At 43.1% G+C, this 15,877-nt stretch carries 16 protein-coding genes; 5 read left to right on the top strand and 11 right to left on the bottom strand.

Translation table 11 applies throughout. From position 1 onward, the window contains the following. Positions 1-161 precede the first annotated feature (161 nt). On the bottom strand, positions 162-614 hold the full coding sequence (locus RI557_RS07475) for a ribonuclease H-like YkuK family protein (RefSeq protein ID WP_310668153.1): 453 nt from the start codon (positions 612-614) through the stop codon (positions 162-164). Between the two features lie 163 nt (positions 615-777). On the opposite strand from RI557_RS07475, the gene RI557_RS07470 reads away from it, so the two are divergent. Continuing rightward, a complete protein-coding gene (locus RI557_RS07470; protein WP_310668154.1) occupies positions 778-1,614 on the top strand; it encodes a DUF3883 domain-containing protein in 837 nt (278 codons plus the stop codon). Positions 1,615-1,810: 196 nt separating this feature from the next. On the opposite strand, the gene RI557_RS07465 is transcribed toward RI557_RS07470, so the two are convergent. Together RI557_RS07465 and RI557_RS07460 are read right to left on the bottom strand one after the other, a co-directional pair. Next, positions 1,811-3,100, bottom strand: a complete 1,290-nt coding sequence (locus RI557_RS07465; protein WP_310668155.1) for a HipA domain-containing protein — start codon at positions 3,098-3,100, stop codon at positions 1,811-1,813. After that, positions 3,093-3,422 (bottom strand): helix-turn-helix transcriptional regulator, encoded by a 330-nt coding sequence (locus RI557_RS07460; RefSeq protein ID WP_310668156.1) that lies wholly within the window; start codon positions 3,420-3,422, stop codon positions 3,093-3,095. Before RI557_RS07460 ends, RI557_RS07465 begins: the two co-directional genes overlap by 8 nt. A gap of 169 nt (positions 3,423-3,591) precedes the next feature. Here RI557_RS07460 and mvaD point away from each other — a divergent pair, with 169 nt between their 5' ends. The 4 genes from mvaD to dxs are packed head-to-tail and all read left to right on the top strand — an operon-like array spanning position 3,592 to position 8,361. Then, positions 3,592-4,683 carry a diphosphomevalonate decarboxylase gene (mvaD, locus tag RI557_RS07455; protein WP_310683036.1) on the top strand — a complete coding sequence of 364 codons (1,092 nt, stop codon included), beginning with the start codon at positions 3,592-3,594 and terminating at the stop codon, positions 4,681-4,683. Then, positions 4,680-5,630, top strand: a complete 951-nt coding sequence (locus RI557_RS07450) for a mevalonate kinase (protein WP_310668158.1) — start codon at positions 4,680-4,682, stop codon at positions 5,628-5,630. Before mvaD ends, RI557_RS07450 begins: the two co-directional genes overlap by 4 nt. Then, complete coding sequence (locus RI557_RS07445; protein WP_310683034.1) at positions 5,627-6,511, top strand: geranylgeranylglycerol-phosphate geranylgeranyltransferase; 885 nt, start codon at positions 5,627-5,629, stop codon at positions 6,509-6,511. The genes RI557_RS07450 and RI557_RS07445 overlap by 4 nt, the downstream gene beginning before the upstream one ends. Positions 6,512-6,534: 23 nt before the next feature. Next, positions 6,535-8,361, top strand: a complete 1,827-nt coding sequence (gene dxs, locus RI557_RS07440; RefSeq protein WP_310683032.1) for a 1-deoxy-D-xylulose-5-phosphate synthase — start codon at positions 6,535-6,537, stop codon at positions 8,359-8,361. On the opposite strand, the gene RI557_RS07435 is transcribed toward dxs, so the two are convergent. From RI557_RS07435 to pdxA, 8 genes are all read right to left on the bottom strand, one after another. After that, positions 8,351-9,862: a glycosyltransferase family 39 protein gene (locus RI557_RS07435; protein ID WP_310683030.1), complete on the bottom strand. Its 1,512-nt coding sequence runs from the start codon at positions 9,860-9,862 to the stop codon at positions 8,351-8,353. The two genes, dxs and RI557_RS07435, sit on opposite strands and share 11 nt — an antisense overlap. A 62-nt stretch (positions 9,863-9,924) precedes the next feature. Then, the gene (gene accC, locus RI557_RS07430; RefSeq protein WP_310668162.1) at positions 9,925-11,292 is read right to left on the bottom strand and encodes an acetyl-CoA carboxylase biotin carboxylase subunit; all 1,368 of its coding nucleotides are present in this window, start codon (positions 11,290-11,292) and stop codon (positions 9,925-9,927) included. A 24-nt stretch (positions 11,293-11,316) separates the two neighbouring features. Next, positions 11,317-11,871 (bottom strand): acetyl-CoA carboxylase biotin carboxyl carrier protein, encoded by a 555-nt coding sequence (accB, locus tag RI557_RS07425; RefSeq protein WP_310668163.1) that lies wholly within the window; start codon positions 11,869-11,871, stop codon positions 11,317-11,319. Positions 11,872-11,924: 53 nt separating this feature from the next. Further along, positions 11,925-12,914 (bottom strand): beta-ketoacyl-ACP synthase III, encoded by a 990-nt coding sequence (locus tag RI557_RS07420; protein WP_310683028.1) that lies wholly within the window; start codon positions 12,912-12,914, stop codon positions 11,925-11,927. A 1-nt stretch (position 12,915) separates the two neighbouring features. Next, complete coding sequence (gene plsX / locus RI557_RS07415) at positions 12,916-13,857, bottom strand: phosphate acyltransferase PlsX (protein WP_310668165.1); 942 nt, start codon at positions 13,855-13,857, stop codon at positions 12,916-12,918. A 54-nt stretch (positions 13,858-13,911) separates the two neighbouring features. Further along, the gene (gene rpmF, locus RI557_RS07410; protein WP_151169189.1) at positions 13,912-14,103 is read right to left on the bottom strand and encodes a 50S ribosomal protein L32; all 192 of its coding nucleotides are present in this window, start codon (positions 14,101-14,103) and stop codon (positions 13,912-13,914) included. A 3-nt stretch (positions 14,104-14,106) separates the two neighbouring features. Continuing rightward, positions 14,107-14,637, bottom strand: coding sequence for a DUF177 domain-containing protein (locus RI557_RS07405; protein ID WP_310668166.1), 531 nt, complete (start codon positions 14,635-14,637; stop codon positions 14,107-14,109). A gap of 54 nt (positions 14,638-14,691) precedes the next feature. Continuing rightward, a complete protein-coding gene (pdxA, locus tag RI557_RS07400) occupies positions 14,692-15,741 on the bottom strand; it encodes a 4-hydroxythreonine-4-phosphate dehydrogenase PdxA (RefSeq protein WP_310668167.1) in 1,050 nt (349 codons plus the stop codon). Positions 15,742-15,877 lie beyond the last annotated feature (136 nt).

Genomic DNA, 15,877 nt, shown 5'->3' with positions numbered 1-15,877 from the left:
ACGCACTTGCTGCGGGACGGAGAAAAATCGCCTCTGATGAGTCTTGACCTTTTGATTCTTTTGGGTCAAGCCAAAACGAATAAAAACAATCTCATTTCGAGCAAAGCGAGAAATCTATCTCATTCTTTTGCTTTAGCAAAAGAACCTATTTCCATAACAACTCAATGACACAACACATTCGCAGCCCACGTAGCCATAAGCAAATTCGGTTTTGCTTTTACGATAAAGCCCATACTGCTCACATAGCCACTCGCGGCTTTTAACACCTTGTTGCTGGGGAATTGCGGGTCTTCGTTGAAATCCATATCGACCTGACTCACCTCTATTCCGCAATCTTCCTCCAGGTAAGTAGCCAGCTCAACAGATCGTTCGATCTCTGCCCACAGGCGCGTCCACATATCAATAATCTTGGGAACGACCTCCTTTTTGTAAAGCACGTGCGCTCCGCGGTTCTGAAAGCGAACAACCACTGTAGTGACGTAAACCGTTTTAGAGGAAAAATTCTGACTGTCACAACCTACATGAATCGTGTAATCCCTTTTGTCGGCCAAAAACGAGAGCAGGTAAGACTTTAGTTCCACCTCCCTTTTCGTCTGCATCATCTTGAATCTCATGTGCTTTTGTTTTGGGGAAGATAAGAAGTTTTCAAATAAGATGCTAAATGGATGATTTTTTTTCTGAGTTTCTAAAAATTGTCGAATAATTCTTCCTCAAATAAATATCTCCATTTAAAAAACTATATTCGTATTTGGTCTAAATCAACCTTGAAAATAGCTAATGTCTCCATGGTCAAATAAAGAAGTTGAATTGATAGTCGCTGATTACTTTGACATGCTATTTATGGAGCTAGCCAACAAGAGTTACAAAAAATCAGAGCACAGAAGAAAACTCCTTCCATTACTTAATAATCGCTCGGAAGGATCTATCGAGTTTAAACATCAAAATATAAGTGCAGTCTTAGCATATTTGGGACAACCCTTTATTAAAGGTTATCTGCCTCGCTTTAACTACCAACAGGTTTTAGAAAGTAGTGTAATTAATTATCTTGTTGATCATTCACATTTTGAAAAAATCTTCAAAGAATTTGCCGATAAGAAGTTAGATAAGACAAAAATCAAAAAAGACTTCAATCGATTATTGGTTAAACCTCCAAAGCCAACTCAACAAGTAGATGAGCCTGCACCATATTATTCACGAAATCCAATTAAAACAAATTATTTAGAAAAAGAGCAAAAAAACAGAACCCTAGGTTACTTAGGAGAAGAACTAGTTTTGGAATATGAAAAATGGCAGTTAAATAATTTTGGGAAAAGCAATCTAGCTGAACAAGTCCGATGGATTTCGAAAGAAGAAGGAGATGGAGCAGGATTCGATATATTATCAAAAAACCCAAATGGGACAGATAGGTTCATTGAGGTGAAAAACACCAAATTAGGAAAAGAAACTCCTTTTTACTTTTCACGAAACGAGCTTCTTTTTTCTCAGAGTAAATCAAATAATTTTTACTTGTACAGACTCTTCAACTTCGAACAAGAACCGAGGTTATTCATCAAATCTGGAAGTTTGAATAGTATTTGTTCTTACTTTCCTATGAATTTTAAAGGCCATTTTTAATACCTTTTCAATCAAGAGACTCAATGGAATCCAAATCCTTCTTCCTGATGGTTCGTCTATAAGTTAATCGATTCTCTAATGGATAAAAACGGCACTACCCCGGACCAGAGCAAGAGGCTGTAATCCGGTCTTTTTTGTTTTCAAATTACAATCATCCTAAAAATCACACTGGTCTTAAAAATAGTGCAAAAACAACTCACAACCTTTCATTTGTTTCTACAACCGAAAAAGCACGTGCTTTTAGTTCTTGTTCTGCTTTTGATATTCCGTATCGCTTTGCTTTTATTCTCCAGCTTGAAACAGCTTCTTTAACTTCTTTGATAATCTCGTGAGCTCGATCTTTAGATATGCGGAAATACTCACACACATCTATTGCCAAATCTAAGTTCAATGAGTTATCATCTTCAGAAATATTCAAACTTAGTCCTAAACCTGTTTCAACAGGATTTATATCGTAGGCAGGAGACAATTCCCAGCCATCAGGAGTTAATATGAAACCATGGTTTCGCAAATGATCATCTGTATTTGAAACACAAATACTGAAAATAATTCTCCTCCAAAGTTCTTCCATATCTTCATCCACATTTGCACCCTTTTCCATTATGAATTCAACAAGATCTAAATAACTTACTCCATACTGATAATTTTGACCATCAGAATACCCCAATAGAGTCATGGCTGAAGCAAAATGAATCCTTTCGCCTTTCTCTGTTCGGTCAAAACGCTTTGTCAAAAAAGTATGGTGTTTACTTGAGAATTTTTTTGCTTTTGACTCTGCCATATTTATTCTGGCATCAACGGCCATTTCATAAGTCACCATCTCCCATGCCCCTATATCAAATTCATCATTACTACTTGGAAACTTAGCAATCCAAAGGTGACCATTTAAATCAAGAACACTAGCCTTAGGTCTAGCTCCACCCAGGGATGAGCCTGGAGCAACTAACATATTTAACCACTTCAAATAATGAGGGTCATTGATTATCTCGTGTTCTTCTAAACGTAAACTAATTTCTTCAAGGTCCCTAATTGATGTCCACGGGGGAGCAGCCATCTCTTTATTGTCATTTAAAAACGAGCCATTAATATCGAGCTTGTAGCGCAATGCTCCCATCCGGTGTTCGTCATAAACACCTAGCAAATAATCTGTTTGAAAAAATGTTTGAGTAGAACGTTCTTCTTTTTTGGCCAAAGCGGCTTCCCGTCTTCGCATCAAAAGTTGTCCCCATCGATCAGGAGAAGAGTCCAGAAACAAACCAAAATTCGGCTTTTCATCTCTAATGTGTTGAGGTCCTGAAAACAACCCCAGGTCAGGGTCTAACCACGAAGCGTGTTCCGATTGCAACCAGTCATTAGCATACTCAAATGAGAACACCTCTTTCCCTCGAAGTAATTCCGAATGTAATACCCCCATTAGAGCAGGTTTCTCCATTCCTCTCCAATCTGCAAATACGAATATGTCTCTTTTGGTTTCCCGCTTACTCATTACTATTTTTCTTTCTCTTTGGTGCTCTCTCTTTCGTACTCAGGTTAGCATCCTGTAACTTACGGCCCATTACATCATCTTTAGCAAGCTGTAAAAAATCTTTCTCCAACCCCAACACGTTAAGGACATTTAAGTAATACCCAATACTCACTCCAGGATTTCCTTTTTCAATTTTCACATAAGTTGACCGTCCCATGCCTGAGCGCTCAGCCATTTGCTCACTACTGAGCTTTCTCCTCAACCGGGCAAGCCTTATATTCTCTCCAACTCCAGCTAAAAGTCGTTGCATTTTCGGTAATAAAACAGGACTCTTATTCGACATAATGTTTTTTTATTTGAACAATAATAGCACTTTTTGTTTATATAATGATACATTATGAATTATTATTTACTCTGGTTTATGTTTTAATTGCTTTCTAAACCATCCCTCAATTCATCTGTTGTACCCTCTTTATCAACAAAACCAAATCCCTACTTTTGCACAACTCAAAATGATGAAAGAAACGGCAGATTTTATTTTCAGGGGAATCAACAGCCCAGTTGAGAAAGCAGAATACACCTGGCAGTCACCCTCCAATATTGCACTGGTGAAATACTGGGGCAAAAAAGGCGATCAGTTGCCGGCTAACGCCTCGCTCAGCTTTACGCTCTCGCAGTGTGTTACTACCACAACTGTGAAATTTGAAAAACGCGACACCGATCGCCAAAACCTACAGCTCTTCCTCGATGGCAAAGAGCAAAAAGCATTCGGACAAAAAGCATTTTCCTTTTTGGATAAAATACGCGGCTTTCAGCCGTTCTTGCAGGACTACCACATTCAGATCCACACCAAAAACTCGTTCCCTCATTCGAGCGGAATAGCCTCGTCAGCATCGGGGATGAGCGCGCTGGCACTCTGTTGCATGTCGCTCGAGAAAGAACTCAACGGCAATGTGAACAGTGATTTCTTTTACGAAAAAGCCTCTTTCCTCGCCCGCATCGGGTCGGGAAGTGCAAGTCGTTCCGTTTACCCGAAATTTGCGATGTGGGGGCAACACCACGAGTACGCCAACGGATCTGACCTTTACGCTATTCAGGTCCCCGAAAAGGAAGTCCACAAAGACTTTCACACCTTTCGCGACACCATCCTCCTCATCGATCAGGGAAAGAAATCGGTGTCCAGCACAGCCGGTCACAGTTTGCTCGACAAACACCCCTTCCGCGATGAGCGGTACCGCACCGCCAACAACAACATTACAGAACTCAAGCACATTTTGGAAAAAGGTGATATTGAAGCCTTTGGAAACCTTGTAGAACAGGAAGCGTTAATGCTTCACGCACTTATGATGAGCGGGCCGGAATCGTTTATCCTCATGAAGCCCAATACACTGGCTGTCATTGAAAAAGTGCGCAACTGGCGAACAGAAACGGGTACTCCGTTGTTCTTCACTTTAGACGCGGGAGCAAACGTTCATCTCCTCTACCCTGAGAGCGCTGAACCAAAAGTCCTCGAGTTTATTCAGAATGAACTCATTGTTTATTGTGAAGACAAAAATTATATTTGCGACAATGTGGGCGAAGGCCCTCAACAATTAAAGCCATGATTAAAGAGGCGCTATTTTATTCCAAGATTCTCTTGTTCGGTGAGTACGGCATCATCCAGGACTCAATGGGTTTGTCTATTCCCTACAAAGCATTTCGCGGTGAACTCAAATTTTCATCAGAAAACTTTGAAGCGAAAGAAAAATCGCAAAAAGCACTCAATGAATACGCCACTCACCTTCAGAACCTGGTAAATGAGCCGGGCTTTCATGCAAAAATCGATGTAAAAGCGTTAAAAAACGACATCGAAAAAGGCATGTATTTCGACTCCACCATTCCGCAAGGATTTGGAGTGGGCAGTTCAGGGGCTATCGTGGCAGCTATATATGACAAGTACGCGACAAATAAATTTGGTCAGTCTAAAGAAGAAATAGGTAAAAATGAAATCGTTGAGCTGAAAGAGATTTTCGGCAAAATGGAATCCTTTTTCCACGGCAAGAGTTCAGGTATTGATCCGCTCATTTGTTACCTCAAGCTCCCAATTCTCATAAAGGGGAAAAGTGATTTGGGCACAGTGGGAATTCCTGCCTCAAACGATAGCTCAGCTGAGGAAGGCGCCATATTCCTCCTCAACTCAGGCACACCGGGCGAAACCCAACCTATGGTGAACATCTTCATGGAAAAGATGAAGCAAGAAGGTTTTCGCAACATGATCAAATCGCAGTTCAAGAAATACAACGATGAATGCATCAATGCATTCCTAAAAGGCGATACCAAACCGCTTTTCAAAAACCTCAAGAATTTATCGGGGTTGATCCTCGATAATTTCAAGCCGATGATTCCAAAAACCTTTCACAAAATATGGAAGCAGGGACTGGAGTCAAACGCTTACTACCTCAAATTGTGTGGCTCAGGCGGTGGAGGATTTGTTCTAGGTTTTACGCAAGACCTTGAAAAAGCTAAATCGCTCCTTAAAAATCACGAACTCGAGGTAATTTACAAGTTTTGAAAAGGATCTTGAATAGGCGACAACGAGTTGCGCTATTTAAGTTTTTTGCCCTCCTGTCGCTCGTCAGGTGGTACAATATCCTCATTTTAGTTCTCGCACAGTACCTCGCCTCAGTATTTATTTTAAACCCCGATAAAGACTGGCTTACCGTGATCCTTGATCCGAAATTGTTTTTGGTGGTTCTCTCGTCTTCGTTCATCATCGCATCGGGATTTATTATCAACGCCTTTTACGATGTGGAGCGAGACATCATCAACAAACCCGGGGAAGTCGTCATTCACAGGCTCATAAGTGAAAAAACAGCGCTCAACTTCTACTTCCTGTTCAATACGCTGGGCATGATCACAAGTTTTTACGTCTCCAAGCGAATCATGCTCTTCAACTTTTTATTTTCCATCGCGCTGTGGTTCTACAGCCACAAGATGCGCAAGATCTCAGTGCTCAACGACATTGCTGCTGTTGCTCTGACCATTGCGCCATTCCTCATCATAGTGGTGTACTTCGATAACATCAACTACGCCATTTTCTTTTACGTGGCTTTCATCGCCATCATTGAATTTATCAGGGAGATCATCAAAGACATCCTTGGCGAAAAAGGCGATATTATTTACGGCTACCACACCGTCCCCATCGATTTCGGTATCAAAAAAACAAAACGACTGCTCTACACCGCAATGGTGCTCACCCCTATTCCGCCCGTTTTGCTCTACCTCACTTACGCCATAGACAAAGTAGCGATTTACTTCGCGGCCGCCATCATCATGGTTATGATGAGTGCCGTGCTCGTGTACCGCGCCAAAGAACAAGCCGATTTTAAGGTCATCAACACACTTTACAAAATAATTCTGGCACTCGGCATTTTAAGTATTCCGCTGGTTTAAGCGCATCATTACCTTTGCACCCAATGAAATTGTTATCCTCCATCGACAATCCACAGGACTTGCGAAAACTGCAACGGTCAGATCTCAATGAGCTGGCCCGCGAGTTGCGGGGATTCATCATTTCCATCGTGGCAGAACATGGCGGTCACCTCGGGGCCAGCCTGGGAACCGTAGAGCTAACCGTAGCACTGCACTACTGTTACCAAACGCCAGATGATTTACTCGTTTGGGATGTGGGCCACCAGGCTTACGGACACAAAATCCTCACGGGAAGGAGAGAGCAATTTCACACGAACCGCAAACTGCACGGACTCTCGGGCTTTCCTAAACGAGCGGAAAGCGAATACGATACCTTTGGTGTGGGACATTCCTCGACATCTATCAGCGCTGCGCTGGGAATGGCACTGGCCGATAAACTCCAAAACAAGCAGCGCCAGCACGTGGCCGTCATTGGCGATGCCGCCATGCAGGCCGGAATGGCATTCGAGGCGCTCAACCACGCTGGAACAGCCGGAACCAACCTCACTGTTGTGCTCAACGACAACTGCATGAGCATCGACCCCAGCGTGGGAGCGCTCAACCAGTTCCTAAAATCTTCAGTTGATCGGTACCGGTCAGAACCGAACCGCATTTACGACCAACTTGAGCGGGCTTTTGCGGGAAAACCACAACCCGATTCAAACCTCTTTGAAGATTTGCACTTCAACTATTTTGGCCCCATTGACGGGCACGATATCGAATTGTTGAATCACGTTTTTCAAAAAACGCAACAGCTCGAAGGCCCCAAGCTCATTCACGTTATCACGAAAAAAGGCAAAGGTTACGAACCGGCCGAAACAGGAAACCCAACGAAGTGGCACGCTCCCGGAATTTTTGATGCTGCTACGGGCAAGGTGCTCAAAAAGGAAAAAGCTGGCGAAAAGCCGCCCAAATTCCAGGATGTATTTGGTCAGAGCCTTGTTCAACTGGCTCACCAAAATGAAAAACTGGTGGGAATTACACCCGCCATGCCAACGGGCAGTTCGCTCACTTTCATGATGAACGAATTTCCGCAGCGCACATTTGACGTGGGCATTGCCGAGCAACATGCGGTAACACTCGCAGCCGGAATGGCCACGCAGGGTCTGTTGCCGGTAGTCGCCATTTACTCTACTTTTTTGCAGCGCGCTTACGACCAGCTCATTCACGATGTGGCTATTCAGAACCTCAAAGTGATTTTCTGTATCGATCGTGCCGGACTGGTTGGAGCAGACGGACCCACCCACCATGGAGCTTACGATATCGCGTATTCGCGTTGCATCCCCAATCTCATCATTGCCGCTCCGCGAAACGAACACGAATTGCGCAACCTGCTTTACACCGCTCAGCTCGATGAAGTAAAACAGAGCTTTTTGATCCGCTATCCTCGCGGGAGAGGTTTACTGATCGACTGGAAAAATGACCCTGAGAAAGCGGAAATCGGGAAAGGAGAAGTTCTCCAACACGGTGAGCGCGTTGCCGTACTTTCAATCGGCACAACGAGCAGGCTCGTGGAAAAGGCTCTGACCGAAACAAAACACAACCCCACTCACGCTGATATGCGCTTTGTGAAGCCATTAGATACGGCTCTGATCGATGATTTAACAAAAGACCACAAAGAATTCATCACCGTAGAGGACGGAGCTAAAAAAGGCGGATTCGGCTCAGCAGTTGCGGAATACGTAGCTGATCATCATCCCGGCATCAGGGTAAAAATACTTGGAATTCAGGACGAAGTGATCGAGCACGGTACGCAGGATGAACTCTACAGAGTCTCCGGCTATGATGCTGCGGCAATCACGACCCAAATAAACAGCGCGTTTACTCCTTGATCTTGTAGACCCTCACCGTTTGATTATTGTTGTGCGGATTGAGCTCGTGAAGCAATTCATCGATGTAACTGGGCTCAAAAGTTTTCGCCAACTCGATCTCTTTCCCGTAGCCTTCTTCAAAGCGTTTTACGCGCTCATCTAAATGCTCCTCAGTCATGAATATCACGTAATTCGGTTTACTTACCGGGTTCTGAACAGCCTCTAAATTCGCTAGTTTCTCAGCCGAATTCTTCTTTGTTGTGTAGTAATAATCAGGCCATGTTCCCAGATAAAAAGCCGGAGGCGAAACGTAGCTACTACTGTGTGAAGACTCAACGATGAGATTGTTGAAATCGGGTTGTTGACCGAGCCAGTAAACTGCCTCTACCCTGCTTTTCTTCGTGCTTGCCGGAGTGAAAAAGAGGAGCAAAATACTGTTCATAACCCAAAAGAAAACCCACAATCCGCGATGCAATCCGGCTCGTTTTTGCCAAAATGATGAGCGTGATTGCCACATGCTCCAGCCCACAACTCCAAGCATGATAACAAACGGAAAAACAGGGAGGATGAAGCGTTCCTGCTTGTTTGGAAAATATGAATGGAAGACGAAGAAAACGAAAGCCGGTAGGAATACGGCAAGGTGTTTTTTAGCTCCGTATCCAAAACCGAACATGAGGATGACACTCACTGGCGGAACCAGCAACCCGGCAACTGTTCCAAGGTACATATACCAGGGCCTGTTAAAATAAGTTGTTTTGTTCTCGATGTTGTAGCGCACATATTCTGAAAACTCAGCAAAGGGTTCATGCCAAATGATCAGATCTCCTATTTGGGTCACGAAAAAGGTAATTGTCCAAAAGAGACTGAATACAATCGCGGGAATCCACTTTTGTCTAATGACCAGCAACAGTCCAAAGCCGAGCGTAAAGAGAGCTGCCTGGTAACGAACCCCGGTTGCTAAACCAGCAAACACTGCTGCCAGAATAACAAAGGTGTATTTTCTCTTTTCATCGAATTTCAGCATCTGGTACGTGGCAGCCATCAGCGGTGGAATGCAAACCATCTCCACCAGATTGCGCACTGAGAGGATTGGGAAAAACCAGAGCAGAGCCAGAATCAACCCGGCTAAGCGTGCATTGTGGAAAGTACTCATTCTCCGCACAATCTTGTAACCCATCGAAATGATCAACATGCTGTAAGCGGCATGAATCAGTCTTATAATAACCATCTTGATCTTGGGGTCCACCACTCCGATTGATTCCATCAAATAGAGCAGTATGTAATGAATACCAACATAAAACCAACTGTGACCGCTGGGAATCGGATTAGCCTGATTTTCGGGCAGCCAGTTGTTGTAATCCTCGCCTTCTAAAAAACTCTGAGCAGGCTCCAGCACTAAAAAGTGATCATCGTGCATTCCGTAACCTTCAGAGAAAATTGCTGATATCAATCTAAAAAAAGCACCAGCAAACAGGATAAGTGTAAGGGGTTTATCGTTCCATATTTTTTTGATCATTTTCATAGCTCAAAACAAAAAAGCCGGTTTATAAGGCCGGCTTTTTATTTCAAAATATTTTGTTCTCCTTAAAGCTCTTCAGCTTTGTAATCCCATTCTTCAAGGAACTTCGTGGTGAAGTTTCCTTTGATGAAGTTCTCATTTCGCATGAGTTTTTGATGGAACGGAACTGTTGTTTTAATCCCTTCAATGATGTACTCATCGAGCGCTCTTCTCATTTTGAGGATAGCCTCTTCACGAGTTTGCGCAACAGCGATCAGTTTAGAGATCATGCTGTCGTAATGAGGAGGGATTGAATATCCTGCATAAACATGCGTATCAATTCTAATTCCGTGTCCGCCCGGCTCGTGGTAAGACTGTATTTTACCAGGCGATGGGCGCCAGTCGTTATCGGGGTCTTCAGCATTGATACGGCATTGGATCGCGTGCATTTTGGGGAAGTATTCTTTTTGTGTGATCTTGTCCCCTGCAGCCAGTTTGATCTGCTCTTTAACGAGATCGTAGTTGATCACCTCTTCCGTAATAGTGTGCTCAACCTGGATACGCGTGTTCATTTCCATGAAGTAGAAGTTGCGGTTTTTATCCACGAGGAATTCAACCGTCCCCACACCTTCATAGCCGATTGCTTTGGTAGCCTTAATTGCTGCTTCACCCATTTTTTTGCGGAGTGCATCCGTCATGAAAGGTGAAGGAGTTTCTTCAACCAGTTTTTGGTGTCTACGCTGGATCGAGCAGTCGCGTTCTGATAAGTGACAGGCATTTCCGTATTGATCACCGGCAATTTGGATTTCGATATGACGCGGCTCTTCGATGAATTTCTCCATGTACATGCCGTCATTGCCAAATGCAGCTCCGGCTTCTTTTTTCGCCTTGTCCCAGTATTCATCGAGGTCTTCATCCTTGCGAATAATGCGCATTCCACGACCTCCACCACCTGCTGTAGCTTTGATCATTACCGGATAACCGATGTCATTACCATTTTTCTTTGCTTCTTCAAGTGTATCGATAACACCTTCAGAACCGGGAACACAGGGTACACCTGCTTCTTTCATGGTTGACTTGGCCGTAGCTTTGTCACCCATTCCATCAATTTGATCAGGTGTAGCTCCAATGAATTTGATACTGTGGTCACCACAGATTTTAGAGAATTTCGAGTTTTCTGACAAGAAGCCGTATCCCGGATGGATAGCATCAGCATTTGTGATCTCTGCCGCTGCCATGATATTGGGGATGTTCAGGTACGAATCAGTACTAGAAGCCGGACCAATACATACTGCTTCATCAGCAAAACGAACATGGAGGCTGTCTTTATCAGCTGTTGAGTAAACAGCTACAGTTTTGATGCCCATCTCTTTAGCGGTTCTGATCACACGCAGTGCAATCTCCCCTCTATTGGCAATCAAAATCTTATCGAAAAGTTTTATTTTTTTAGCCAAAACAAATCCTTTTACGTGAGTAAATTAAGAAGGATCAACCAGGAATAGTGGCTGATCATATTCTACCGGAGTAGCATCATCAACGAGTACCTTAACGATTTTACCGTTCACTTCAGATTCAATCTCATTGAACAGTTTCATCGCTTCTATGATACACGTTACATCTCCTTCTTTTATGCTGTCACCAACCTCAACATAAGGCGGTTTATCAGGTGACGCAGAGCGGTAGAATGTACCGATCATTGGCGACTTAATTGTAACGTATTTAGAGTCGTCCTCAGCTTTGTCGTCTTTCTTTTGGTCAGATCCCTGCGACTGTTGTGCCGGCTCTGACTGTTGTTGTGGAGCCGCTTGCTGTTGTTGCGGCATTGGCTGTTGAGGCATTGGCATTTGCTGTGGCATTGCGGCCATAGGCATTTGCGTGTGAACAACCTGTTGTGGTTCTTCTGCCTGCTTTCCTCTTTTTCCTTTTGGTCCTGACTTGATTGTGATTTTAAAATCTTTAGTCTCAAGTTCTACCTCATTTGCTCCTGATTTAGAAACAAATTTTATCAGTGATTGAATTTCATTCAAATCCATAGCCTGTTGTTTTTATGACTTGTAAAGGTAAAATTTTATTGTGTGATTCTACTTTAATACGCCCATTTAACGTAAACACTTCCCCAGGTGAACCCACCTCCGAAAGCTGCTAAAATCAAATTATCTCCTTTTTTGAGTTTGTCTTCCCATTCCCATAAACAAAGTGGAATGGTGCCGTTTGTCGTATTTCCGTAACGCTGGATGTTGATCATTACTTTTTCCTCATCGAGGTTCATCGCATTACGGGTGGCATCTATAATCCTAAGATTAGCCTGGTGGGCCACTAAATAAGCCACGTCCTCAGCACTCAGGTTATTGCGTTCCATAATTCTGCGAGAAACATCTGCCATATTGCTGACGGCAGCTTTAAACACCTGCTTTCCTTCCTGGTAAACATAATGCTCTCTCGCTTGTATTGTTTCAATAGATGGCGGCTTAACTGATCCGCCTGCTTTTTGGTGCAAATATTTACGGCCAGATCCATCACTTTTTAAGATGGAATCACAAATTCCGTAACCTTCTTCATCGGGCTCGAGCATTACAGCTCCCCCTCCATCACCAAAAATGATGCACGTTGCACGATCCTGGTAATCAATAATCGAAGACATTTTATCCGCTCCAACAACGATTACTTTTTTGTGAGTTCCGGACTCAACGAATTTAGCTCCGGTGGTGAGCGCGTAAATGAAGCCGGAACAAGCAGCATTGATATCGTACCCAAAAGCGTTGACTAATCCTGCTTTATCAGCTGTAATATTTGCCGTAGCCGGAAAAACCAGATCTGGCGTAACAGTCGCAAAAAGAATGAGGTCAACTTCTTCAGGCTTCGTGTTTGTTTTTTCAAGAAGATCTTTAATCGCTAGAACGGCCATATCGCTGGGGCCTTTTCCATCTTCGAGTATTCTTCGTTCTTTGATTCCGGTTCTGGTTGTTATCCACTCATCGGTGGTGTCAACCATTTTCTCCAGTTCCTTGTTGGTCAGGACCTTTTCCGGTACATAGCCGGCTACTCCTGTAATTGCTGCTTGCAGTTTTTGACTCATCTTAAATAAAGACCTTACTTATTTTTTCAGGTAAATTTGCGTCACTTACCTCTGTGGCAAGTTTAAGCATTTTTTTTACGGCTACATCACTCGATTTGCCATGACCTATTAACACGTTGCCGTTTACTCCCAGAATAGGGGTGCCTCCGTACTCCTCATAGTTAAACTGGTTGAAGTATTCATCTTCAATATTGCGCTCTTTGATGAGTTCGTAAAAACCCTCAGCCTGTTTGAGCACAACATTTCCGGTGAAACCGTCACAAATAACCACATCAGCCTTTGGAGTGAAAAGATCACTGCCCTCTATGTTTCCAATAAAGTTGATTAGTTGATTATCATTCATCAATTGATAGGCTGCTTTGGTAAGTAGATTTCCCTTTTCCTCTTCTTCACCGATGTTGAGCAGGGCAACTCTGGGATTTTCAATCTTGTAAACTTCCCTTGCGAAGATAGATCCTAAAATCCCGAACTGATAGAGAACATCCGGCTTACAATCGGCATTGGTGCCAACGTCAAGGAGGAGTCCAACAGAACCATCAGTATGAGGTAAAATGGAGGAGATGCAGGGTCTGATAATTCCCGGTATCGATTTCACAGTTTGCATAGCTCCAACGAGCATAGCGCCTGTGTTTCCGGTACTGGCAAATGCATCTACTCCTTTACTTTTGAGAAGGCTAAAACCTTTTGAAATGCTCGAGTTTGGTTTTGACATAAAAGCACGAACGGGGTGATCGCCCATTGAAATGCACTCATTACAGTGCTCAAATGAAAAAAGAGAAGGGTCTACTCCTTCTCTTTTCAAAACTTTTATCGCCTGGTCTTCATCACCTACAAGACAAACGTGCAGATTGTCATTTGACTCACTCATGGCATTTACGGCTCCGATTATATTTACATCGGGCGCATGATCACCACCATGAATATCTAATGCGACTTTCACCATGTATATGTAATTCGGGATTGGTTATGAAAACCAAATTTACACAAGTGTTCCGAATTACACGAGTACGTCTTTTTCCATCACGACTTTACCTTTGTAGTAAAGTTTGCCTTCGTGCCAGTGAGCACGGTGATAGAGGTGTGGCTGTCCTGTTGTTGGGCATACAGCTACTGTTGGCGCTTCTGCTTTGTAGTGAGTTCTGCGCTTGTCTCTGCGTGTTTTCGATTGTCTGCGCTTTGGATGTGCCATAGCTTATTTATTTTCCTTGTTTATCAATTCTTTTAACTTATTCCAGCGAGGATCTACATCGTCCTCTTTTTGCGGCTTTGCTTTCTCGAGCTCTTCGATCATTTTTTCATTGCACTCGCCTTCTTCGTGGGTAACGGTCAACGGTACCTGTACACGAATGAGCTCGTAGATCATTTGCGATACGTTTATCGTGTGCTCATCAGTGGGCACGAGATAAAGATGCTCGTCATCGGGCTGTTCGTCTTCGTCACTGAACTTCACAATTAATTGCTCTTCCAGTTCAACGGGATAACGGACAGGGTCCAAACAACGATCACATGTTGAAATGAGACCTCCGTCTATTTTAAAATCCAATAGAAGCATGTTTGCTTCCTTTTGCATTTTTAATGAAACGGTGAATTCACCATCGTCAATATCGCTGTATTCAATGCAATCAAAGAACAATTTGTCAATTTGAAAATCAAAATTGTGCTCACCTACTTTGAGGCCAGCAAAATGAATTTCAAATTCTTTAAGCATTTGCCGCTTTTCCATAAAGGACTGCAAAATTAAAAACTTTTTGAGAAATAACGCTTTTTATTCAAACTTCTACATCTGTTGCGGCTGTAGTGGGTTTGAAGCCGCTTCACGATAGCGTTTTCGGCTTGTGTGAATATCGATTGCCTCGTAAATAGCTGCTCTAAAGGAGCTTTCATCAGCCACACCTTTTCCGGCAATATCGTATGCGGTTCCGTGATCTGGTGAGGTTCTGACTATTGGTAAACCTGCTGTGAAGTTGACTCCTCCACCAAACGACACTGTTTTAAAGGGGACAAGCCCCTGATCGTGATACATTGCTAAAACGCCATCGTACTTGTGATGCATCCCCGAACCAAAGAACCCGTCTGCCGGGAATGGTCCGAATGCATAAATACCACTTTCCATTGCTTGTTCCACAGCCGGAGTGATGACTTTGTTTTCCTCATCTCCTAAAAGGCCGTTGTCGCCAGCGTGCGGATTGAGTCCTAAAACAGCTATTTTGGGTTTTGTACAACTGAAATCCTGAATTAGCGATTTATTCATGATTTCCAGTTTTTTCAATATTAGCTCTTTGGATATTTTATCCGGAACTTCTTTGAGTGGAATGTGCCCGGTAACAACGCCAACACGAAAGTTTTCGTGGACAAGCAGCATAAGTGGGTTTTCTTCATTGGCATAGTTTGCCAAAAATTCAGTGTGCCCGGGAAAGTCAAAGTCTTTTGACTGTATATTGTCTTTGTTTATTGGTGCTGTAACAAGTACATCAATATTTGTAGCGGCTAAATCTTCAGTTGCTGCTTTCAGTGATCGAAATGCCAAATCTCCGGCTTCACGGGTAGATTCACCAAAATCTACACGAACTTCATCTTTATAGCAATTGACAAAATTGATCTTTCTTTTGTTGAGCTTTTCGGCAGTGTCAGTGATATTAAAGACCAGATCTTTCATATCGATCCTGTTCTTATAATAGGTTGCAGCTTTAACAGACCCGTAAATAACAGGCGTACAAATATCCATCATGCGTGTATCTGCAAGGGCTTTGAGAGCCACTTCAAGGCCTATCCCATTTATATCTCCACAAGATATCCCTATTTTGAGTTTGCTCTTTTTTGTTGGCATGCCACAAAGTTAACACATCATAAACTTCTTTTCATGTTAGCAAACGATACAATATAAATTTTCGTCTTTACAAAGAGCCAACATATTTGTAACTTTACCGTTCTAAATATTCGGAGCCAGAAGTTTTTATAGCGCA

Source organism: Salibacter sp. (assembly GCF_031581065.1).
In the GTDB taxonomy this organism is placed as follows: domain Bacteria; phylum Bacteroidota; class Bacteroidia; order Flavobacteriales_G; family Salibacteraceae; genus Salibacter.
The sequence above is the reverse complement of the archived record's forward strand: the minus strand, read 5'-3'. Positions and strand labels throughout refer to the sequence as shown.